This is a genomic window from Achromobacter aloeverae (assembly GCF_004121055.1).
Lineage (GTDB): Bacteria > Pseudomonadota > Gammaproteobacteria > Burkholderiales > Burkholderiaceae_B > Bordetella_C > Bordetella_C aloeverae.
Genome location: NZ_PYAL01000010.1, coordinates 156,603 through 177,636, shown reverse-complemented (window position 1 = coordinate 177,636; position 21,034 = coordinate 156,603). Strand labels below are relative to the sequence as shown.

The window sequence follows — 21,034 nt, the reverse complement described above, 5'->3', positions numbered from 1 at the left end:
AGTCGACAGCGTTGCGGGGGCCATTGCCATATGGCAATGACGCCCCATCTGTCCTGTGACCTGAGAGTTTCGACCACCATGCAGGCGGTTCCCCTTCGGTGGACGCATTGCGTCGCTCTCCAGATTGTCCTGGTCGCGCGGTCCTTTTGCCTGAGAGTTTCCGGGGCGGTTGCTCCTTCGGCGTCGACGCAAAGTCGAACTCTTCCGCGCGTCCGCATACGGACGCCTCGATAGACATGGCGCAATGGCGACGTCTATCGAAGGCCGAAATCTAACGCGGCCCCACGCAACTTAACACCCGGGGGAAACCCTAAAACCATTGTTCCCGCTGGAAGAAGAGGTTGGACTGGAACAGCCTATCCCCATAGACTTCAGTGCAAGTCGATGCAGCGTTGCTGGCACCGCGCGAAGCGAATCCACGAAGGTGATATGAGATGGCAAAAGGAGTGATCACGCATCGGATGATCGAAGTCTTCAGGGCGGCGATCATGCATGGCGGAATAAGCGCGGGCGCCGAGGCATTGGGTATTCCACAGCCGTCAATGAGCCGCGTCTTGACCGATCTCCAAAAAATCGTGGGTTTCCCCCTGTTTCTCAAATCGGGGCGGACGGTAAAGCCAACCGCGGAAGCACACGCGCTGATGGAAAAAGTCCAGCAGTCTTTCCTGGGAATGGACGAGATCGCCAAGTTCTCGGCGCAACTGCGATCGCAGCGTCTTGGCCGCCTGTCCCTCTGCGTAATCCCATCGGTAGGAAACTCGACGATTCCACAACTGATGGAACATCTCAGCGTCGCCTTCCCCGATGTGGCCGTCAGCGTCAGAATCGCTTCGTACATGGACGTCTGGCGCCATGTCCTGAATCGTCAGGCCGATATCGGGATAACCGCCGACATCGTCGCCAGCGGCGAGCTCGAGACCGTGGCGGAATTCTCGGGAGATTGCGTATGCGTGGGGACCAGCAAATGGCTGCCCCCTTGCAAGTCATCCATCACTCCGCAGCAATTGGCGGGCATTCCCCTCATCGGACTCACCGACTCCTTCCAAAGGAGACTCGATGCCCTCTTTTCCGCACATGGCGTGCAACCGAATTCGAAGATCGAAGTTTCCGCTTCTCACACGGCAAGCGAACTTGCGCTTCGCGGCATGGGCGTCGCCATCGTCGACCCCCTGACCGGGGAACACCACCGCCAACGCGGCGGGGTGGTGGTCGCTCTACGACCCGGGCTGGCCTACACCGTTTACGCGACGGCGATGAGCGACACGCGCCTGGGCAAGCCCGCCCTGGAGGCACTGCGCTTCCTTTCCAATGCCAACGAGCGCGCGAAAAAGCATGTCATCGATGGATAAGTCCATGACCTGCCTGCCATAGATACCCCCTTGCAAGGCCCATAGAATTTCCGGGATCCAGCGCCGTCCGTTAAACGGCGCCTTCCAACTGATTTTCTATGAGCCGGCATATGAAGATTTCTGAACTGCGTACCTATGTTCACCCCAACGCGAACAAGCACTATGTGATGATCGCCATCGAAACCGATGACGGTACCGTGGGGTTCGGCGAGGCAACGCTGGACCATAGATGGCCATCCGTCATCGCCGGCGTCAAGGAAGGGTTTCGCGCCATCGCAGGCCAGGATCCCACCACCATCGAGAAGCATTGGGCCACGCTCAAGGAGCAGGTATTTTGGGGGGACGGCGCCAGCAGCAGGGCAGCGCTCGCCGCCATCGACCAGGCACTGTGGGATATCACCGGGAAGGCCTACGGCTTACCCGTGCACAAATTGCTCGGCGGCGCTGTCAGGGACAAGGTGCGGGTCTACCTCAACCAGTGGTGGGCCGGATACAAGAATACGGACGACCTGATTCAAAAAGCCAAAGCGGCAATTGAGCGGGGTGGGAGGACGCTCAAGTGGTATCCGTTTGGAACCCCGGATAACTTTCAATATCGAATTTCCGCGCACGATGTGCGCAGGGCGATCGCCGAGGTCAAGGCGGTTCGCCTGGCGCTAGGTCCCGATACGGGCCTGATGGTTGACATATGGCGGCGGCTGGACTGGGCGTCCGCCGCGGAGTTCTGCTCAGGAGTCGCTGACTGCAATCTGTTATTCGTCGAAGAGCCGACGGAATACCAGAGCGCGGATGCGTTCGCACGCCTGGGCACCGCCACACGAGCGCGGATTGCCTTCGGCGAACGTCTCCACTCGCGCAAGCAATTCGCCGAGATCATCGAGAAACAGGCGGTTGGCCTGGTGCAACCCTCCATCATTCGTGTTGGCGGCCTGACGGAAGCCGTGAAGATAGGCCACGCCGCCGAGGTCTATTCAATCGGCGTCGTACCGCACAACCCCCACGGTCCGGTCGCGATCGCCGCAACGGTGACGTTGTCGGCCGTACTGACGAACTTCGTCATCCAGGAATCCTACGAAAACGACAATCCCCCGACCCGCAAGCAGTTCGTAAAGTCGGGGCCGGAGATCGAGGATGACTTTTACCGTGTATCCGACCAGCCGGGTCTGGGCATACGCATCGACGAAGACGCACTGCGTCCGCTCTGCTGCGATTTCACGAGGACGGCAGCGAAGAGCTGAGTCTCCAGCCCGTCGACTTTTACCGACGTCTTTTTCAAGGGGAAAAACATGAAAAGAAAATATGCATCGCTATGCCGTGCCGCAGTCGCAATCCTGGTCCTGTTCGGCGGCTCCATGGCTGCCGAGTCAGCACAGGCGGAGTATCCGGACAGGCCGATCACATTCGTCGTCCCCGCGGTAGCCGGCGGCGCGGCTGATGTATTGACCCGCGTGTTGACCGCCGAAATGACGAAGCGCCTGGGCCAACCCGTCATCGTTTTGAACAAGCCTGGAGCGTCCGGTGCGATAGGCCTGGATTCCATTGCGAAGGCCAAGCCCGACGGCTACACGATAGGTATGCATAACCTGGCGATCCTCGTCGGTGAGTTGACCGCTGCGAAGACCCCGTACCGGCCGGAGGATCTTATCCCTATCGCGAAGATGTTCACGCAACCCAACCTCCTGGCCGTGAATCCGAAGCTGCCCGTGCACTCGGTCGCAGACCTCGTCACTTATGCCAAGGCACATCCCCATGCCGTGTTTTACGGTTCGAGCGGCACGGGTACGTCACTGCACGTCGTGACGGCGCTGTTCGCCCAGAGCACCGGCATCCAGATTGAACATGTGCCCTATAAAAGCGCCCCATTCGGCGAGGCGGATCTTGCAAGCGGGCAGATCCAGATGATGATCAGTAATCTGACATCCCTTGGTCCTCAGGCGAAGGCCGGCCGCGTGCGCGCATTGGCGATAACAGGACCTAAACGTTCACCGATGTTGCCCGACGTTCCCACGATCGCCGAGGCTGGCGTACCGGCCGCGCAAATGGAGACCTGGGGTGGCGTCGTCGGTCCGAAAGGCCTGCCTGATGCCATTGTCGGAAAGTTGAATGCCACGATCAATCAGATCCTTGAGGATCCGGAAGTGATCAGGCGTTACGACGAAATGGGAAGCGCAGCGACGCCCCAGACCACGGCGCAATTCGAAGCCTTGATCAAGTCGGAGCGCGCCCGATGGGAAGCCGTCGTGACAGAAGCGCACATCACCGCCGACTAAGTCCAGCCAGCCTTCGGGCCGCGCCACGCACGCAAGAACGCGCTCCAAATATTGATCGATACTATTTCCAGAACGGCAGGACCCATGGCATCAAAGGATCAGTTCTACAGCTCTCTCAGCCAGCAGCTTCGCGAGATCGACGAAGCGGGGCTCTCGAAACACGAGCGCGTCATCAACTCGCGCCAGGGCAGCCGCGTTTCATTGACAGGTGGCAAGGAAGTCATCAACCTGTGCGCGAACAATTATCTTGGCCTGTCTTCGCACCCGGATGTCATCGCCGCGGCGCACCTGGCGCTCGATTCCAGGGGCTACGGTTTAAGCTCGGTACGGTTCATCTGCGGCACGCAGGATATCCATCGCACCCTGGAGGAACGTCTCGCGATTTTCCTTGGCACCGAGGACGCCATTCTGTATGGCTCCGCTTTCGACGCCAATGGCGGCTTGTTCGAAACACTTCTCGGACCTGATGATGCCATCGTAAGCGACGAGCTCAATCACGCATCCATCATCGACGGCATCCGCCTATCCAAGGCCAAACGTTACCGCTACCGCCATGATGACATCAGCGATTTGCGGCGCCAACTCGAACACGCCGCATCGGAAGGCGCAAAACACATACTGGTTTTCACCGACGGGGTTTTCTCCATGGACGGAACCATCGCGCGGCTTGACAGCATACGTAGCCTTTGCGATGAATTCGGCGCCCTGTTGGGAATAGACGACTCGCACGCCACGGGGTTTGTGGGCAAGACCGGTCGCGGCACCCACGAATTCCGTGAGGTCTTCGGCAAGGTCGACATCATTACCGGCACCTTGGGCAAGGCCCTGGGCGGCGCGTCTGGAGGGTTTACCGCCGCGCGGCATGAAATGGTAGCAATGCTGCGCCAGCGGTCCAGACCGTATCTCTTCTCCAATACCTTGTCGCCTGTGATCGTCGGCGCCACCTTGAAAGTTCTCGACCTGCTCGAAGCCGATACCCGGCTGCGCGACACCCTGGAGCAGAATACATGCCATTTCCGAACGGAGATCGTGACATCCGGCTTTGAAGTAAAGCCAGGCACGCATCCGATCGTGCCGGTGATGATCCACGACGCTGCCCGTGCGCAGCACTTTGCCCGACGTCTGTTGGAGCTCGGCGTCTACGTTACTGCATTTTCCTACCCCGTCGTCCCGCAGGGACAGGCACGCATCCGCGTACAACTCAGCGCCCTGCACACGGCAGACGACTTAAGGCGTGCGCTTGCGGCCTTCAGGCAAGCAGGCACCGAACTGAAAATAGTTTGAGTCGAACAATGAAGATTCTTATCACTGGCGCCAATGGCCAGCTAGGTACCGAGCTGTCGCTGGCATTGGCGCACCGCCATGGCAGCTCGAACGTTATAACGACGGATATCGTTCCGAACAGCCGCCATCCGCATATCACCCATGAACTGCTGGATGTCACGGATGCTGGGCAACTTGACGCGATCGTCAAGCGGCACGGCGTGACGCAAATATACCACCTGGCCGCCGCGCTCTCGGCGACGGGTGAAACGTCGCCACACTGGGCCTGGAACCTCAACATGGCCGGACTGTTGAACGTTCTGGAAACGGCACGGAAATTCAAGCTTGAAAGGATATTCTGGCCAAGTTCGATTGCGGCATTCGGGCCTACGACGCCGGCGGACGCAACCCCGCAAAAGACCGTAATGGAGCCGTCAACCGTCTACGGCATCTCCAAGCTTGCGGGCGAAGGATGGTGCCGCTGGTATTTCGAGAAGCACCATGTGGATGTGCGCAGCATCCGCTACCCGGGACTTATCTCTTTCAAGACGCGTCCTGGCGGAGGTACGACCGACTATGCGATCGAAATTTTCCATGCCGCGCTGAGGGGCGACACCTACAAGTGCTTTCTTGCTGAAGACGAAGAGTTGCCGATGCTGCATATGGAAGACGCAGTTCGCGCGACCATCGAGCTGATGGAAGCGCCCGCCTCCGCAATCACCGAACGTGGCAGCTACAACCTGGCTGGCGTCAGTTTCACCCCGGGGCAGATAGCGGCGGAGATTCAAAAGCACGTCCCGGGTTTTGATATGAAGTACGCACCGGATTTCCGTCAGGCCATTGCGCAGGGTTGGCCGAACTCGATCGACGGCAGCCGCGCCAGCGAGGACTGGGGTTGGCTACCAAGGCTGCAACTGGCGCAGATCGTCGAGAACATGCTGGCCAACCTTTCGTCTTAGCAGTTGCCTTTCTTGGCTTGGCCCGGGGGACAGAAACCGCCACCACCCCCGCCGCCGCCGTGCGGATCGACGACCACGGCGCCGCTGGGCGTATAGACGGCACAGCCGGAGAGCAGGCTGGTCAGGATAGCCAAGGATAGTAATAGCCGCACGGGTTGTCTCCACAGGTTCGCGTAAGGCTGTGAAGTGTAACGGTGGAGTGATAGGGCGACGTGTTCAAACGTAACCGTTAGCAAATACGTCGATCCTGGCCCCTCCCCTGGCTGCCATCAGCGCACCAGGCCACGCGACCGAGACCTTGCCATCCTATGGAAACAAGGAACTCCCCGAACCGGCGCGCGACCTATCGGAGCCTGTCTGGCGGCGCGTGGAAAATCCCTTGCGAGACGGCGCATGAGGCGTGGATGCCCTGAGCATGGATGAAAACGGCGCCACCGGACCAGTTCCGCAAACCCGTAAGGACGCAACAATGGAAATGACCTTGGACATCGTCAAGCTCGAGGCGGAGGTCTCGAAGATGATATCGGAGAACATGAAGCTGATCGCGGAGACTCGCAAGCTGAACGCGGAAGCCTCCAAGATGATCCGCGAGCGTGCCTGGTACCCGATGGTCGCCATCGGGGCAGCATTCGCCAGCGGCGCGGCGCTGGCAAAACTGATGATTGGATGATGGGGAAGTCGCCGGATGACGATCCCTTGGCCGTGGCCCAAGCCTCCTGGCCGTTGACGCCGAGGCATCCGGCCGCGGCGCCGGACACCCCGCCGCGTTGCCAACGCGCTCAGGCCTTCAGGCCGCGCAACAGCTTTGCCAGCTCCGGCGCCGTCATGAAGGCGATGCCGTTTTTCGCGGCATAGTCCCGCGCGGACGGCGAGATATCCCCCAGGGCGATGTAGATGGCTTCCCGTGCGCCGCGTCTTTCACGGGCGGCTTGCAGCTCCCGGACTGGCTCGACACCCGTGCGGGCAGCCTTCCAGCGCTTGGCGCTGACCAGCGCGACATGACCTCCCTTGGTCAATGCGAAGTCGGCGCCGCCGCTCAGGCGCTCGACCTGGCAGCCGTCGCGCTCGAACCCCGCCTGGACGGCGCCGGCGAACGCCGACCAGGGCATGCCCGCCATGGCCGCGGCGACCGTTTCCACTTGGCTGGCGGACGGCGCGCGCAGTTGACGCCAGGCGGCCAGGATGGCGATGACCGCGAACGGCACCGAGCCGAATACGCCGACCGCCCAATACGTCGGCGGCAAGGCCGAGATCGCCCCGACGACGAAAACCAAGGCGATGCCGGCGCTTATCCACCACGGCGAACGTAGCAGCGCGCCGAAGACGGAGTCGTTCAAGGCCTTGAGTTTCATGCTTAGTCCGCCGTCCGAACGACGATCCGCACGTCCGCGCACGTCACCGTCTGGCCCGCCCGGATTTTCGCCGTCTTGCGCGTCTCCACCACGCCGTCCACACGGACCATGCCGTCCGCCACCATGGCCTTGCCAGCGCCGCCGCTGTCGCTGATGCCCGTGGCCTTGAGCAACTGGTTCACTTCTATGTAGGACGCGCCAGGCGCGAGATCGAATTCTATGGTTTGCATGGGAAATGACCAGCGAGGGCCCAAACGTAAACGGCCGCGCGGCTGGAAAGGCGCCGGGGCGTGGGCGTAGTGTACGCGCGCCGCCGATCCCGATGCGGATGGTGATGCCCGACCGACGCCGGCACCGCGCAGATGGTAAAAGTAGGCCGATCCCCTGGCTCCTTCAGCACATGTCCACGTCCCCTGTCCCCATCCTCTATTCCTTCAGGCGCTGCCCCTACGCGATGCGCGCCAGGCTCGCGCTGGCGACCAGCGGCCTACGTTGCGAACTGCGTGAAGTCGTGTTGCGCGACAAGCCCGCGGCATTGCTGGAAGCATCGCCGAAAGGAACCGTCCCCGTGCTGGTCCTGCCCGCCGGACAGGTGATCGACCAGAGCCTGGACATCATGCACTGGGCGCTGGACCGCCACGATCCCGAAGGCTGGCTGGCCCCGGAACGGGAATCACCCACGGCCATGGCGGAACTGATCGCGCAATGCGACGGCGCATTCAAGTCCGACCTCGACCGTTATAAGTATCCGGACCGCTATCCCGGCACCGATCCATTGGCTCACCGGGCCGCTGGCGCCGCCTACCTGGCGGCCCTTGAAACCCGCCTGGCGGTCTCCCCGCATTTGTTCGGAAGAAGGCCCACCCTGGCGGACATGGCGATCGCTCCCTTCGTACGCCAGTTCGCCCAAACCGACGCCGCCTGGTTCGGCGCCCAGGCCTGGTCCGGTCTGGCGCGCTGGCTGGACGCTTTCGTCAAGAGCCCCCTCTTCAGCCTGATCATGGGCAAATACCCCGCCTGGACGCCCGGCACGCCAGGCATACCGTTCCCCAGAAACTGAATACCGGGCTATTTATCGGACTTCAGTATCTCGCGCCACTGCCGCGTCTGCTGGACGATGGCATCAGCCACGTCCTTCGACGGCTCGCCTCCCGGCTCCGCGCTGATGGTCTGCAAGCCCTTCTGCATGTCGGGCGTCTTCAGCGCCGCCGTCACGCCCTGATAAAGCCTGGCCTGGACATCCGCCGGCGTGCCCGCCGGCACCATCAGGGCGTACCACGTCTTGAACGCGTAATCAGGAAGATGCGCGGCTTTCGCAATGGACGGCAGACCGGGGAAATAGGCGCTGGGCTGGGGGCTGCTCACCGCGAGGGCCTTGACGCTGTGGGCACGCACGGGCCCGAGCACGATGCCGCTGGGCGGCATCGCAACCTCCAGCCGCCCGCCCAGCAGGTCGGTGAGCATGGGTTCGTCGCCCTTGTAAGGCACGTGCTCCATCTTGATGCCGGCGCTGCGGGCGAACAGTTCCATCGACAGGTGATCGGTGCTGCCTATGCCGGCGGAGCCGAAGTTGACCTCGCCAGGATGCGTCTTGGCATACTGGATCAACTCCGGAACGGAGTTGACGGGGAAGGCGGAATTGGCGATCAGGACATGCGGCAAGGAGGCCACGGTGGTGACGGGGACAAAATCCTTGATGAAATCGTAGGCCAGCGTGTCGTAGATGGCCGGCGCGATGGTGTGCGCCGTCGTGGCCAGGAACAGCGTGTAGCCGTCCGGCTTGGCGCGCGCGACATAGGCCGCGCCCAGCGTGCCGCCGGCCCCGGCGCGGTTGTCGACGACCACGGTCTGGTTCAGTTGCTTGCCCAGGGTGGAGGCCAGCAACCGGCCTATCATGTCGGTGGATCCGCCGGGCGGAAAGGGGACGACCAGGGTAATCGGCCGGTCGCCCGGCCATCCGGCCTGCGCGGCAGGGCCATGTGACAGACCCAGGCAGGCGAAGAGGCCCGCCGCCAGCAAATGCGGAAATTTCATTTTTGTCTCGCTCCGCCTTCAGGCTGTTTTTAGCGTGGTCGCGGACGCGTCCGTGGCCATCCTGCTCCCTGGTAACGCGGCATCGCGCCGGGGAGCAGACAGCGCTTCCGAAGTATTGATTCGGAAGGAAGCGAGGACAATTTCCTTGCGGTAATAGGTTTATAGCGGCCCGGAATGAATGCCGGCAGCGGGAAGACGCCCCGCAGGGGCGTCCCCCAACCCCGTGGTTCACACCGCGGCCATGGCGGAACACAGCGCCGCGCAAGCGCGGCAGGCTTGCGCGCACTGCTTGCAATGATCCTCGGCATGCCGCCCACACTCGGCGCCGCAAGCATTGCAGACTTCAGCGCACAGCGCGCAGGCGCGCTCCGCATACTCGGTGCCGCGGGCCATCACGCCGGCCGCGTACCGGCAACTCGCGCCGCACTCGATATCGAGTGCGACGCAGCGCGCCATCTCGGCGGCATGCCCTTCGGCCAGGCAAGCCGCCGCGCAACGGTCGCAAGCCTCCGCGCAGGCGTAGCAAGCGCGTATGCATTCACCAAAGCGACGATCGGTCATCGGCGTATCTCCCGGGATCTGGTCCCCATGCCGCTATGCGTTCAGGGCCTCGGCGTTCACCGATTCGGCAAGCTTCGAAAGTTTCTCGTCCGTCGATTTCTCTTCCGCCAGTGTCGCCTTCAACAGCTCCACCGCCTTCGGCTTTTTCAGCAACTTGCCCAGCACGCACAGCGTTCCGTATGTGGCGATTTCGTAGTGCTCGACCTTCTGCGCGGCGGCAATCAAGGCGGCATCCAGGACCGGACCCTTCTCGATTTCCTCGATCACTTCCTTGCCCTCTTCCACCAGGCCCTCCATTGCCGCGCATTTCATGCGTTTGAGCTTGAGGCCGGTTTCCTCGACCACCTGGTCGATGCGCTCGATCTGGCCTTGGGTTTCCTCCAGATGCTGGGTGAATGCTTCGGCCAGCTGGGGATCGGTAGCCGCGCGGCGTAGCCCCGGCAAGGCCTTCACGATCTGTTTCTCCGCGCTATACACATCCGATAGGGCATGCACGAAAAGGTCTTCTAGGGTTTTGGCAGTCATACAAATCTCCTGGTCAATGGGAGTATGCGAGAGGCACAAGGGTGCGATGAACAGCCGGAGGAATTCCGCGGCTCGGTGCGGGGTCAGCAACCAGTATGCCGCGGCGGAGCATGCACGCCGTGTAACGTCCGTCGGCCCCTCAGCCGGGCGCGGCCCCGCGCCGACGGGCGCCCCGGCCTGCCTGCCATCCCCGCCACAACTCCTCCAGGTAGGGAATGATCTCCATCACGACCGCGGCGGCCAGGATGCCTATGACTTCCGCCGCGGGCAGGGGATCGGCCTTCATCCGAAGACGCCATTCGGCGGTCTCCTGTCCCAGCCCCCACATGGCGAGGAACTGGCCCCAATGCCGGACCGCGAGCAACAGCGTGGCCGCCAACGGCAGGATTTCCAGGAAACTGTGGACGTGCTGCTCGAAGGTCGTGATGCGCCGCCGGCGTCCCGCATAGCTGACGTCCCATAAGGCCGTCGCCTCATGCAGAAAAAAACACACCACGATCAGCAGGAATACCGACGCGTTGATTTCCAGGAACAGGCAGGCCAATAGCGGCACGGCAATTTCACTGAACATGAGAAGGTGCAGCAGCGATTCGCGCATACCGGCCGTGTGAGCGATATCGCTGCGACGGTGGCACAACCAATCCGCGAAGCCCGCCAGCAACCATAGCGGCAGCACCAGATACAGCAGAAGCGCAAGAACGGGGTCGTTGGCAAGCGTTGCACTGTCGGACATTTCTGTCTCCCTCGTGGATACTGCCGCTGGAAGAAAGCGACGGGAAGGGCCAGGAACGCAACTACTCATGCATGGCACCTCCCTTGCGCGGCCCAGGGCGACCCCCATGGGCAACGTTCCCAGGAGATACGCCATGCGCATCACGCCCGCCGGCCTGATATTGCTCGCTTGCTACCTACTTGCACCGGCGCCCTCGCCCGCGCTCGCCCAGCTGCCGCCCGGCAGCGCCAAGCCGCAACATACCCAGCTCGACAAGGACGACCAGGGTTTCCTGGAGAACGCCATGCGTTCCGGCCTGTTCGAAATCCAGGCAGCCAAGATGGCCCCGCAGAAATCACGCAGCCCGGACATCAAGGCCTATGCCGACAAGATGATCCAGGATCATGCCGCGATCAACGCGGCGCTCACCAGGCTGGCCGTCACCAAGGGCTACGATCTGCCCAGCGAGCCATCCATCGAGCAGAAGTTCGAGTTGAAGACGCTAGACGTGTCGGACACCAGTTTCGACAGCAAGTACATACAGCGCATGGGCGCCACGGCGAACCACGACGCGGTCAACCTGTTCGACCAGGCCACCAAGCGGTCCAAGGATCAGGACGTCAAGGACTTCGCCACGGAAACATTGCCCAAGCTGGAAGCGCATTTGAGCGAGGGCCGGGCCCTCGAAGCGCGGGTGATGCGCGCGCCGGCCGGACGTCCGGACACGCCTCGTTGAACGGCGCCGGCGATCACGCCAGATCGATCGGGCCGATATTCTTTGCCTTCTGCTCATCCACGTCCTCCTTCGGGGGAGGATTTTCCTTGTCCGCGGGGTAGACGTCGGGGTCCTCCGGCAACGGATCGGGCATCATGCCGGGAACGATAGGATCAGTACCCAATACATCCGGGTTGTCGGGTTTGCGATGCTGGGCAGCCATGACAGCCTCCTTGGAAGTTGCACTTTTTGGGGTCGCGTTTTCGCGGTAACCGCGCCGCCAATGGCGGCACCTTCGCCCGCTCCGCAATCCCGGTGCCCGACAATGGCGCCCGCGTCACTTGCCTTTCGGCGTCATCGCGTAATCGTTCCTGGCGACGATGGCGGCATGCTTGCGCCGCAGCCAGAAGCGCTCCCGCTTGTGCTCCTCGTCGAAATGGCTGGCGGATGGCTTGAGCAGGTCGCTGCGCGTGACGATGCCCAGCAGGCGGCGGCTGACCAGGTCGTCGACCACGGCGACGCGCTCCAGCCCGCGCGACGCGAGCCGCGTGGCCACCTGGCGGCAGGTCTCCTGCGGCAGGGCCAGCGCAAGGTCGCGCGGCTCCAGCACGTCGCCGATACGTTGGCCCAGGCCGTCCAGGCCCACCCGCGCCTGGATGGCCAGCACCGCCGCGCGATCCACCAGTCCCAGCACGACGCCGTCCGCCATCACCGGATAGGCGCGCCACTGCTGGGTCGCGCCGAATGGGCCTGCCATCACCTCGCGCAGGGTCATCGACGCATCGATGGCGGCCGGGTCCGCGGTCATGACCTCGTCCACGTGGTGACGCTCCAAGGGATCCACGCCGTACTCGCGAAAAATATGATGTCCGCGGCGCGCGATTTTCTCGGTCATGATGGAACGGCGCATCGTCACGGTGACGAAGCCGTGGGCCGCCAAGGTCGCCGTCAGGAGCGGCAGGAAGGCATTGCCGTCATGCGTCACGCCAAAGGCGAAGACGATGGCCGTCAGGGGCGCGCCCAGCGTGGCGCCCAGCGTGGCGGCCATGCACACCAGCGGCCACAGCGTGGCGTCGCCGCCGGGCAGGATGGGGCTGAGCACCACCCCCAGGCCCGCGCCCAGCATCAGCAGCGGCGCCAGCACGCCACCGGACGTCCCGGACCCCAGGGCGACGACCCAGATCACGGCCTTCACCGCCAGCAGCGCCAGGGCCGTCCGCAACACGATATGCTGGTGCAGCAGGTCGTTGATGACGTCGTAGCCCACGCCCAACGCGCGCGGTTCCAGCAGGCCGCCGACGCCGATTACCACGCCGGCCAGCGCGGGCCACCACATCCAGTGCACATGAAGGCGGCCGAACGTATCCTCGGTCTTGTACAGGGCCAGCGACAAGCCCGCAGCCAGCGCGCCGGACAGCAGGCCCGCCACCAGGCAGGACAGCAGCGCCGTGGCGCCGGGCATGGCGGTCTGCAAGGCGAATAGCGGCTCGGAACCGAACACCAGCATGCGCGCGAAACCCGCCACGGCGCAGGCCAGGGCCACCGGCAAGAGGCTGCGCGGACGCCATTCGAACAGCAGCAGTTCCACCGCCAGCAGCACCGCCGCCACCGGCGTGCCGAAGACCGCGGTCATTCCCGCCGTCGCGCCCGCCACCAGCAAGGTCTTGCGCTCGGCCGCCGTCAGCGCCACGCATTGGCCGATCAGCGATCCCAGCGCGCCTCCCGTCATGATGATGGGGCCCTCCGCGCCGAAAGGTCCGCCGCTGCCGATCGCCACGCCGGAGGACAAGGGCTTGAGTATCGCCACCTTGGGCGACATGCGGCTCTTGCCGAACAGGATGGATTCGATGGCTTCCGGGATGCCATGCCCACGGATCTTGTCGGAGCCGAAGCGCGCCATCAGGCCCACGATGAGGCCGCCGGCCACCGGCACCAGGACGACCCAGCCGCCCAGGGTGTTCAATGCCGGCGAGCGCTCGGCGAAGGAGAAGGTGCCGTAGAAGAATAGGTTGGTGCACAGATGGATCAGGGACAGCAGCACGAATGCCGCCCCGGTGGCCAGCGCGCCGATCAGCACGGCCAGGCCCATCATCAAGGGCAGCCGGCCGTTGACGGCGAAATCACGTTTATGGGTATGGGAGTTCATGATGGACCGACGATTGCGGATCAAAGATCGAGCTGCGGCACCGAGAACGTGCCGCTCAAGGATTTGAGTTCGGCGCGATGCAGCGCCGCCAGCCGGACGAGCAGGCGCTCTCCCGCCTCAAGCAGGTGCACTTCGACCTGGCGGCGATCGTGCGCCCCCGGCCGGCGCTCGACCAGTTTGTGGCCTTCGCAGCGCGTGACCAGCGCCACCACGCCATGGTGCTGCGCCTGCAGGCGTTCCGCCAGTTCTCCCACGGTCGCCCAGTCGCGGCCCGGGAAGCCCTTGATATGCAGCAGAAGGAGATATTGCAGCGGCGTAATCCCGGCGTCCTGCGCCGCCCGCTCCGAAAAACGTTCGAAGCGGCGCATCTGGTAGCGGAATTCGGACAACTGTTCGAAGTCGGCCTTGCGTAGCGTGGGCGGGGCGGTCATGAGGCGGGGCAGCGGGAGCGCCGGTTCCGGTCGAAACGACGAATATATCACAACGTGATATATATTTCCCACCGGCGCGTAGGCCCGCCGGACTGGATGGGCGGACGGGCGCGCAATGGCGCCGTTGACCGCTAGACGGTATCCGCGCCGCCGAGGATCACCGTGTACTGTGAGGACAACACCCCGCCGTTGCCATGCGCCAGGGCGATCTCCGCGTCCGCCACCTGGCGCGCCCCGCATTCCCCCCGCAACTGGCGCACGGCCTCGATCAACAGGAACAAGCCGTACATGCCTGGATGGCAGTAGGAGAGCCCGCCGCCATTGGTATTGACGGGAAGTCCGCCTCCCGGCGCGATATGACCCCCGCTGACAAAGGCGCCGCCCTCCCCCTTGGCGCAAAACCCCAGGTCCTCCAGGAACAGGATCGTATTGATCGTAAAAGCGTCGTAGACCCCAACCACATCGACATCGCGCGGGCCGATGCCCGCCTGCGCATAGGCCAGTTCGCCAGCGCGGCCGGCGCCCGTGCGCACCAGGTCCGGCATGTTGGAGATCGCCAGGTGCGTCGTCGCGTGCCCGGCGCCCAGCAGGTGTACGCCCGCCTTGCGCAGGCCGCGCGCCCGCTGCGCCGCGGTGATCACCAGCGCGCCGCCGCCATCGCTCACCAGGCAGCAGTCGCGTATCGTCAAGGGATGGCTGACCATGCGCGAGGCCAGCACGTCCTGGACCGTCAACGGCGCCTTCTCCCAGGCCACGGGGTTGAGCAAGGCCCATTGCCGCGCGGCGACGGCCACTTCCGCCAGTTGTTCGCGCGTGGTGCCGAACTCGTGCATGTGGCGGGCGGCAGCCAGCGCGTAGGCGGTCGGCGGCAGGAAGGGCTTGAAGGGCGCTTCATAAGGATTGCGTTCGCCTGGACTGGTGTTCTTGCGCCCCAGGGAGCGCTGCGTGCTGCCGTAGGCAACCACGGCCACCTGGCAGACGCCCGCCTCCACCGCCTGCACGGCGCGCGCCAGGTGCCCCATGAAGGACGATCCGCCCGTGGACGTGGAATCGATATAGGCCTCGGGCAGGCGCAGGTACTCCGCCAAGGCCAGCCCGGCCATCCGGCTTTGCGTGGTGGCGCAGAACAGGCCGTCCACGTCCCGCAGGGACAGGCCGCAGTCGGCCAGGGCGCGCTGCACGCCCTGCGCCATCAGGTCGATAGGTGAAAATCCCGGGCCGACCTCGCCCAGGTCGGACTCGGCCACGCCGACGATGGCCGCACGGCCGCGTTGCAGGGATAGCGTCATGTCACTCCGCCGGAATGAATACAGGATAGGGGTCGTCGTCTTCGGTGTCGGGAGCGTGCACGCGCAAGCGCACGCGCAGGCCGATGGCGACATCGGTGGCGGGCACGCCTTCGACGCGGCTCATCAGGCGAAAGCCTTCATCGCAATCGACCAGCGCGACGTTGTAGGGATCGCCCTTGCGGGGATACACGACCGACGTGCTGTACACCGTCCCCATGCCGGCGCTGATACGCCAGTCCAGGCAGTCCTCGCCGGTATACGGGCACAGCACGCGCGGAAAGAACACCGCCTTGCCCGCGGCGCGGCTGTACTGATAAGCCAGCCTCCCCGCGCGCAGGTGCTCGACGTAGACGGAGTAAGGAGACCGCCCGCCGGCGCCTCCACCCTGGGCCGGCGCCATCATGCCGGCTCCGTCTTCGCGTACATCACCGAAATCGTCTCGGCCACCATCGCCGGGCGCGCCTCGCCTTCGATCTCGATGCGATTGCCAAAGGTCAGCCGCGCGCCTCCCTCGACGGGGTCGTAGGCCTCCAGGGTGCGATGCAGGCGTATGCGCGCGCCGCAGGGCACCGGCGCCGTGAAGCGCACCTTGTTGGACCCATAGTTGATGCCGCGCGAACGCTGCCGCACGCGGCAGATCTTCCCGCCAAGAAAAGTGACCAGCGACAACGTCAACAGGCCATGCGCGATGGTCTTGCCGCCCGGCAGTTCACGCCGCGCGCGCTCCACGTCGACGTGGATCCAGTTGTCGTCGCCCGAGACCTGCGCAAACGCGTCGATGCGCGCCTGGTCGATCTCCAGCCAGTCGCTCGTGCCCAGCAACTGGCCCACGTAGCCTTGCAGATCGTAGGGTGTGTCCACTTCCAGCATGATGCTCCTCCTCGTTATCGGTCCACGAGCGCGAGCAAGCGCTCGCGCACCAGGTTTTCGGCCTGGCTCATGATGCGCGCCACCAGGGCCTCGCAGGTCGGCACGTCGTCGATCAGGCCCTGCACCATGCCCACGGTCCAGATGCCCTCCTCGACATCGCCTTCCTCATAGACGCGCCGCCCCTTGCCGCCCGCCACCTTGGGCCCGATCTCCGCGATGCCCAGGCCGGCCTGCTCCATCTCCACCACGCTGCGCGCCAGGGACGTGCGGGCCACGCGGCTGCTGTTGCGCAGGCTGCGTAGGATCAGGATGGTGTCGGCCTCGGTGTTGGCGACGATGGTCTGCTTGATGTTGTCGTGCACGGGCGACTCCCGCGTGCACATGAAGCGGGTTCCCATGTTGATGCCTTCCGCGCCCAGCGCCAGCGCCGCCACCAGGCCGCGCGCATCGCCGAAGCCGCCCGATGCGATCACCGGAATGCCGACCTGGGCCACCGTGGCCGGAATCAGGATGAGGCCGGGGATGTCGTCCTCGCCGACATGGCCCGCGCACTCGAAGCCGTCGATGCTGACGGCGTCCACGCCGATCTGCTCGGCCTTGCGGGCATGACGCGGCGTGGTGCACTTGTGGATGACCTTGATGCCCGCCGCCTTGAACGCCGGCATGTGCCCCACCGGATTGTTGCCGGCCGTCTCGACGATCTTGACGCCGCTGTCGATGATGACGTCGCGGTAGGCCTCGTAAGGAACAGGCTTGAGCGTGGGCAGCATCGTCAGGTTGACGGCAAAGGGCCGGTCCGTCATCGACCGCACGCGGGCGATCTCCTTGGCCAACGCTTCCGGCGTGGGCTGGGTCAGGGCAGTCAACACGCCCAGTGCGCCCGCATTGGAAACCGCGGCCACGAGCTCCGCGCGCGCGACCCACTGCATGCCGCCCTGCACGATGGGATGCTCGATGCCGAGCAATCGGGTAATCGCGGTCTTCAACGGCCGCCTCCTTGATCATGATGTCCGGCCGCGGCCGGACGATTTCCTTCTTCATGGCGTGCAATGCGCGCCCCACTGTCCAAGCCCGGCGGCACGGAGGCCGGCTCATACGGACCGCAATCCGGCGCCAGCGACAGCCGCGCCCCGGTCACGGCCTGCAACGACGCCAGGTCCATGCCCTCCAGCAGGCGGCTGACCACCAGCCCGCCCGGCGTCACATCGATCACCGCCAGGTCGGTATAGATCCGGTCCACGCAGCCGGCCGCGGTCAAGGGATACGTGCAGCGATCCAGGATGCGCGGCTCGCCCGATTTCTGCACATGCTCCATCAACACCCAGACGCGGGCCGCGCCGGCGGCCAGGTCCATGGCGCCGCCCACGCCGGGGATCTGGCCCTCGGCGCCGGTGCTCCAGTTGGCCAGGTCGCCATTGGCGGCGACCTGGAAGGCGCCCAGGCAGGCGATATCGATGTGGCCGCCGCGCACCATCAGGAAGGAATCGCTGTGGCTGAATACCGATGCGCCCGGCAGCAGCGTCACGAACTGCTTGCCGGCGTTGAGCACGTCCGGGTCCTCCTCGCCCGGCCCTGGCGCCGGTCCCAGGCCCAGCAGGCCCTGCTCGCTGTGCAACAGCAGTTCGCGGCCGGCCGGGACGTAGTCGGCGATAAGCGTCGGTACGCCTATGCCCAGGTTCACGCAGCTGCCTTCCGGAATGTCGTGCGCGGCGACACGCGCCATGTCCTGGCGGCTCAGGCCCTTGCGCCCGGCCACCGCGTCTTTTGCATGGTCTGTCCTCATGACCGGACCTCCACCAGGCGATCGATGAAATTGGCGGGCGTCACGATGTGCTCGGGATCCAGCGCGCCCAGTTCGACAACTTCGCTGACCTGGGCAATGGCCAGCTTCGCCGCGCCCGCCATGACGGGATTGTTGATGCGCGCGCCACGGTGATAGACCAGGTTGCCCCAGCGGTCGCCGCGCAGCGCCTTGATCAAGGCCGCGTCGCCGCGCAGGGGTTTTTCGAACACGTATTCCTGGCCGTCGATGATGCGCGTCTCCTTGCCCTCGGCCAGGCGCGTGCCGGCGGCGGTGCGCGTGAAGAACCCGCCGATGCCGGCAGCGCCGGCGCGGATGCGTTCGGCCAGCGTGCCTTGCGGCACCAGCTCCAGTTCTATCTTGCCGGCGGCGTAGAGCTCGTCGAAGATCGTCTTGCCTTGCAGGCCGCGCGGAAAGGAACACACCATCTTGCGGATGCGACCCGCCCGCATCAGGTCGCCGACGATGTCCTGTCCGATGGTCGCGTTATTGGCCACGATGGTGAGATCGCGCACGCCCAGTTCCAGCACGCCCTGCATCAGTTCCGCCGGCCGTCCCGAGGTCCCGAAGCCGCCCACCAGCAGCACGTCGCCATCCTTGATGCCTGCCACCGCCTCGGCGATGGCTTTCATGCGTTTGTCTATCATCGTTCAATCCAGGTCGTGTCCCTTCATGTCGGCATTGCGGCGGGCGCGCCGCGCCAGGTCCAGCAGGACGGGACCGATGCGCTCGGGGTCGTCCACCGGCGCGGCCTCCGGCCCGCGATGCCAGCCCTCCATCGCCGACAGGTGGCCGCCGCCCACCTCGAACACCCGGCCGGTCACCTCGGCGCTGGCGGTGCTGGCCAGCCAGACCACCACGGGCGCGATCCAGCGGGGATGCCGCGCGGCGATCTCCTCCGGGGTACGCTCGCGCAGGTTTTCCGTCATGCGGGTCTGCGCATGCGGCGAGATGGCGTTGACCGTCACGCCATAGCGCTTGAGCTCGCGCGCCGCGATGACGGTCAACGCGGCGATGCCGGCCTTGGCCGCGCCGTAGTTGGCCTGGCCGATGTTGCCGTAGAGGCCGGACGACGACGATGTATTGATGATGCGCGCATCGACCGGCTCCCCCGACAGCTTCTGCAGGCTGCGCCAGTGGACGGCGGCATGGTGCGCCGGCGCGAACGTGCCCTTGAGGTGCACATTGATCACGGCGTCCCATTCGCCCTCTTCCATGTTGACCAGCATGCGGTCGCGCAGGATGCCGGCGTTATTCACCAAGGCATGCAGGGCGCCGTAGTGCGCCACCGTGCTTTCGATCATGTGGCGGGCGCCCTCCCAGTCCGCTACGTCGTCGCCGTTGACCATCGCCTCGCCGCCGGCGGCGTGGATTTCATCGACCACGGATTGCGCCGCCGACAGGTCGCGGCCCATGCCGTCGCGCGACACGCCCAGGTCGTTGACCACCACCTTGGCGCCGTGCGCCGCCAGCGCCAGCGCGTACTCGCGGCCGATGCCGCGGCCGGCGCCCGTCACGATGACGACACGGCCGTCACATAGCTTGCTCATTCCTTCCTCCTGGAAAATTCATGGTTGTCCTGCACGGACACGGTCCGTGGAATGCGTTCATGCCCTTGCGGTCCAGGGCTTTTGGTTGAGAGCTTTTGGGTGAGTGCCTTTTGGTTTTCGTTCTGCGCGTGACCGTTCTGCGCATGCCCGTTCGGTGCATGCCCGTTCGGTTCAGGTTCCTTCCGGCGCCCCGAACCGGGGCGGCCGCTTTTCCACGAAGGCCGCCACGGCCTCGCGGTGGTCGACGGTCTGGGTACAGCGCACATGGCGCCAGCACTCGCGATCCAGCATCTCCGGCAGGGACAGGCTGGCGGCGTCGTTCAGGTTCGCCTTCATATGCGCGATGGCGGTGCGCGGCCCGTCGGCCAGTCGACGCGCGATGGCCATCGTCCGATCCGCCAGCGCAGCCCCGTCGAACACGGCGGTGACGAGTCCCAGCGCCAGCGCCGCTTGCGCGTCCAGCATGGGCGAGGTCAGGTACAGCTCGCGCGCCTTGGCCATGCCGACCAGCCGCGGCAGGAAATAGTGGCCGCCGAAATCGCCGGACAAGCCGACATCGATGAAACCGGTGCGCATGCGCGCCGTCGTATCGGCGTAGCGCAGGTCGCAGGCCAGCGCCAGGCTCAAGCCCGCGCCCACCGCCGGGCCGCGCATCATCGCGATGGTGGGTTTGGGCATGGCGTGCAACAGTTCGCAGATGCCCGTGCGCTGGCGCAGGCCGGCCATCTTCTGTTCGAAGGACAGCGGCGTCGCCGCGTCAGTAGCCTTGCCGGCGTCCGCCATGCGCGAGACATCGCCGCCCGCGCAAAAAGCCGTCCCCGCGCCCGTCAGCACCACCGCCCCCACGCTGTCGTCGATGGCCGCCGCGCCCAGCGCGCGCAGCAGCGCGGCATAAAGTCCGGGGCTGAGCGCATTGCGGCGCGCCGGCCGGTTCAAGGTCAGGACGAGAAGACGCCCCTCATGCGTTTGCAGGAGCTCCCCGCTGTCCGCCGCATCGACCTGAGCGGGGCCCGCGTCGCGGCCCGCCGTAACGGCCTGGCCGGATCCTGCATCGTCGCCCGCCGCAAGGGCCCGGCCGGATTCCGCATCGCCGCCCGCCGTGGCGCGCCTAGCGTCGGCCTCCCTGTCCTTGGTGTGATTCACATCGTCTCCCTGCCCTGTTGTGTCTTCGTACCGCGCATGCCCCCCGTCCGAATCGCCGAGACGT

25 protein-coding genes, 1 pseudogene and 2 riboswitches are annotated in these 21,034 nt (G+C 64.8%); of the genes and pseudogenes, 8 read left to right on the top strand and 18 right to left on the bottom strand.

The window, feature by feature from the left end:
- Positions 1 to 44: 44 nt before the first annotated feature.
- A riboswitch (glycine riboswitch) is annotated at positions 45 to 127 on the bottom strand.
- Position 128: 1 nt separating this feature from the next.
- A riboswitch (glycine riboswitch) is annotated at positions 129 to 217 on the bottom strand.
- 217 nt (positions 218 to 434) lie between these two features.
- From C7R54_RS28150 to C7R54_RS28130, 5 genes are all read left to right on the top strand, one after another.
- Positions 435 to 1,349: a LysR substrate-binding domain-containing protein gene (locus C7R54_RS28150; RefSeq protein WP_129154228.1), complete on the top strand. Its 915-nt coding sequence runs from the start codon at positions 435 to 437 to the stop codon at positions 1,347 to 1,349.
- Between the two features lie 110 nt (positions 1,350 to 1,459).
- Entirely contained in the window at positions 1,460 to 2,587 is a 1,128-nt protein-coding gene (locus C7R54_RS28145) for a mandelate racemase/muconate lactonizing enzyme family protein (RefSeq protein ID WP_192903760.1), read from the top strand.
- Positions 2,588 to 2,635: 48 nt separating this feature from the next.
- Complete coding sequence (locus C7R54_RS28140) at positions 2,636 to 3,619, top strand: Bug family tripartite tricarboxylate transporter substrate binding protein (RefSeq protein WP_240039757.1); 984 nt, start codon at positions 2,636 to 2,638, stop codon at positions 3,617 to 3,619.
- 84 nt (positions 3,620 to 3,703) lie between these two features.
- A complete protein-coding gene (gene kbl, locus C7R54_RS28135; RefSeq protein ID WP_129154226.1) occupies positions 3,704 to 4,903 on the top strand; it encodes a glycine C-acetyltransferase in 1,200 nt (399 codons plus the stop codon).
- Between the two features lie 8 nt (positions 4,904 to 4,911).
- On the top strand, positions 4,912 to 5,841 hold the full coding sequence (locus C7R54_RS28130) for an NAD-dependent epimerase/dehydratase family protein (protein WP_129154225.1): 930 nt from the start codon (positions 4,912 to 4,914) through the stop codon (positions 5,839 to 5,841).
- Here the strand turns inward: C7R54_RS28130 and C7R54_RS29015 are convergent.
- The gene (locus tag C7R54_RS29015) at positions 5,838 to 5,993 is read right to left on the bottom strand and encodes a hypothetical protein (RefSeq protein WP_192903759.1); all 156 of its coding nucleotides are present in this window, start codon (positions 5,991 to 5,993) and stop codon (positions 5,838 to 5,840) included. The genes C7R54_RS28130 and C7R54_RS29015 overlap by 4 nt on opposite strands.
- A 263-nt stretch (positions 5,994 to 6,256) precedes the next feature.
- Between C7R54_RS29015 and C7R54_RS28125 the strand changes: the two genes are divergently transcribed.
- Positions 6,257 to 6,511, top strand: coding sequence for a hypothetical protein (locus C7R54_RS28125; RefSeq protein ID WP_129154224.1), 255 nt, complete (start codon positions 6,257 to 6,259; stop codon positions 6,509 to 6,511).
- A 109-nt stretch (positions 6,512 to 6,620) separates the two neighbouring features.
- On the opposite strand, the gene C7R54_RS28120 is transcribed toward C7R54_RS28125, so the two are convergent.
- Positions 6,621 to 7,193, bottom strand: a complete 573-nt coding sequence (locus tag C7R54_RS28120) for a restriction endonuclease (protein ID WP_129154223.1) — start codon at positions 7,191 to 7,193, stop codon at positions 6,621 to 6,623.
- 2 nt (positions 7,194 to 7,195) lie between these two features.
- Positions 7,196 to 7,423 carry an RNA-binding S4 domain-containing protein gene (locus C7R54_RS28115; protein ID WP_129154222.1) on the bottom strand — a complete coding sequence of 76 codons (228 nt, stop codon included), beginning with the start codon at positions 7,421 to 7,423 and terminating at the stop codon, positions 7,196 to 7,198.
- A gap of 170 nt (positions 7,424 to 7,593) precedes the next feature.
- Between C7R54_RS28115 and C7R54_RS28110 the strand changes: the two genes are divergently transcribed.
- On the top strand, positions 7,594 to 8,253 hold the full coding sequence (locus C7R54_RS28110; protein WP_129154221.1) for a glutathione S-transferase: 660 nt from the start codon (positions 7,594 to 7,596) through the stop codon (positions 8,251 to 8,253).
- An 8-nt stretch (positions 8,254 to 8,261) separates the two neighbouring features.
- Here the strand turns inward: C7R54_RS28110 and C7R54_RS28105 are convergent, their stop codons facing one another.
- The 4 genes from C7R54_RS28105 to C7R54_RS28090 all read right to left on the bottom strand — a co-directional run bounded on the left by C7R54_RS28105 (position 8,262) and on the right by C7R54_RS28090 (position 11,046).
- Positions 8,262 to 9,227 carry a Bug family tripartite tricarboxylate transporter substrate binding protein gene (locus tag C7R54_RS28105; protein ID WP_129154220.1) on the bottom strand — a complete coding sequence of 322 codons (966 nt, stop codon included), beginning with the start codon at positions 9,225 to 9,227 and terminating at the stop codon, positions 8,262 to 8,264.
- 228 nt (positions 9,228 to 9,455) lie between these two features.
- Positions 9,456 to 9,788: a four-helix bundle copper-binding protein gene (locus C7R54_RS28100; protein WP_129154219.1), complete on the bottom strand. Its 333-nt coding sequence runs from the start codon at positions 9,786 to 9,788 to the stop codon at positions 9,456 to 9,458.
- Between the two features lie 33 nt (positions 9,789 to 9,821).
- Positions 9,822 to 10,313: a YciE/YciF ferroxidase family protein gene (locus C7R54_RS28095; protein ID WP_129154218.1), complete on the bottom strand. Its 492-nt coding sequence runs from the start codon at positions 10,311 to 10,313 to the stop codon at positions 9,822 to 9,824.
- Between the two features lie 139 nt (positions 10,314 to 10,452).
- Positions 10,453 to 11,046 (bottom strand): diguanylate cyclase, encoded by a 594-nt coding sequence (locus tag C7R54_RS28090; protein WP_129154217.1) that lies wholly within the window; start codon positions 11,044 to 11,046, stop codon positions 10,453 to 10,455.
- Positions 11,047 to 11,179: 133 nt separating this feature from the next.
- Here C7R54_RS28090 and C7R54_RS28085 point away from each other — a divergent pair, with 133 nt between their 5' ends.
- Positions 11,180 to 11,761 (top strand): DUF4142 domain-containing protein, encoded by a 582-nt coding sequence (locus tag C7R54_RS28085; protein ID WP_158021291.1) that lies wholly within the window; start codon positions 11,180 to 11,182, stop codon positions 11,759 to 11,761.
- Positions 11,762 to 11,774: 13 nt separating this feature from the next.
- On the opposite strand, the gene C7R54_RS28080 is transcribed toward C7R54_RS28085, so the two are convergent.
- From C7R54_RS28080 to C7R54_RS28030, 11 genes and pseudogenes are all read right to left on the bottom strand, one after another.
- Positions 11,775 to 11,963, bottom strand: a complete 189-nt coding sequence (locus C7R54_RS28080; protein WP_129154215.1) for a hypothetical protein — start codon at positions 11,961 to 11,963, stop codon at positions 11,775 to 11,777.
- 114 nt (positions 11,964 to 12,077) lie between these two features.
- Positions 12,078 to 13,886, bottom strand: coding sequence for a chloride channel protein (locus C7R54_RS28075; RefSeq protein WP_129154214.1), 1,809 nt, complete (start codon positions 13,884 to 13,886; stop codon positions 12,078 to 12,080).
- Positions 13,887 to 13,906: 20 nt separating this feature from the next.
- The gene (locus C7R54_RS28070; protein WP_129154213.1) at positions 13,907 to 14,317 is read right to left on the bottom strand and encodes a MarR family winged helix-turn-helix transcriptional regulator; all 411 of its coding nucleotides are present in this window, start codon (positions 14,315 to 14,317) and stop codon (positions 13,907 to 13,909) included.
- A gap of 131 nt (positions 14,318 to 14,448) precedes the next feature.
- Positions 14,449 to 15,606, bottom strand: a complete 1,158-nt coding sequence (locus tag C7R54_RS28065) for a thiolase (RefSeq protein ID WP_129154212.1) — start codon at positions 15,604 to 15,606, stop codon at positions 14,449 to 14,451.
- Position 15,607: 1 nt separating this feature from the next.
- Positions 15,608 to 16,009: a Zn-ribbon domain-containing OB-fold protein gene (locus C7R54_RS28060; RefSeq protein ID WP_129154211.1), complete on the bottom strand. Its 402-nt coding sequence runs from the start codon at positions 16,007 to 16,009 to the stop codon at positions 15,608 to 15,610.
- Positions 16,006 to 16,476 carry a MaoC family dehydratase gene (locus C7R54_RS28055; RefSeq protein ID WP_192903758.1) on the bottom strand — a complete coding sequence of 157 codons (471 nt, stop codon included), beginning with the start codon at positions 16,474 to 16,476 and terminating at the stop codon, positions 16,006 to 16,008. The genes C7R54_RS28060 and C7R54_RS28055 overlap by 4 nt, the downstream gene beginning before the upstream one ends.
- A gap of 14 nt (positions 16,477 to 16,490) precedes the next feature.
- Positions 16,491 to 17,462 (bottom strand): NAD(P)H-dependent flavin oxidoreductase, encoded by a 972-nt coding sequence (locus C7R54_RS28050; protein WP_129154210.1) that lies wholly within the window; start codon positions 17,460 to 17,462, stop codon positions 16,491 to 16,493.
- Positions 17,463 to 17,587: 125 nt separating this feature from the next.
- Positions 17,588 to 18,259 (bottom strand): annotated as a pseudogene (locus tag C7R54_RS28045) (3-oxoacid CoA-transferase subunit B); the annotation flags it as partial.
- Positions 18,256 to 18,924, bottom strand: a complete 669-nt coding sequence (locus C7R54_RS28040) for a 3-oxoacid CoA-transferase subunit A (RefSeq protein ID WP_129154208.1) — start codon at positions 18,922 to 18,924, stop codon at positions 18,256 to 18,258. The pseudogene C7R54_RS28045 and the gene C7R54_RS28040, both read right to left, overlap by 4 nt.
- 3 nt (positions 18,925 to 18,927) lie before the next feature.
- Positions 18,928 to 19,827 carry an SDR family oxidoreductase gene (locus C7R54_RS28035; protein WP_129154207.1) on the bottom strand — a complete coding sequence of 300 codons (900 nt, stop codon included), beginning with the start codon at positions 19,825 to 19,827 and terminating at the stop codon, positions 18,928 to 18,930.
- 171 nt (positions 19,828 to 19,998) lie between these two features.
- Positions 19,999 to 20,970 carry an enoyl-CoA hydratase-related protein gene (locus C7R54_RS28030; protein WP_240039756.1) on the bottom strand — a complete coding sequence of 324 codons (972 nt, stop codon included), beginning with the start codon at positions 20,968 to 20,970 and terminating at the stop codon, positions 19,999 to 20,001.
- Positions 20,971 to 21,034: the final 64 nt, after the last annotated feature.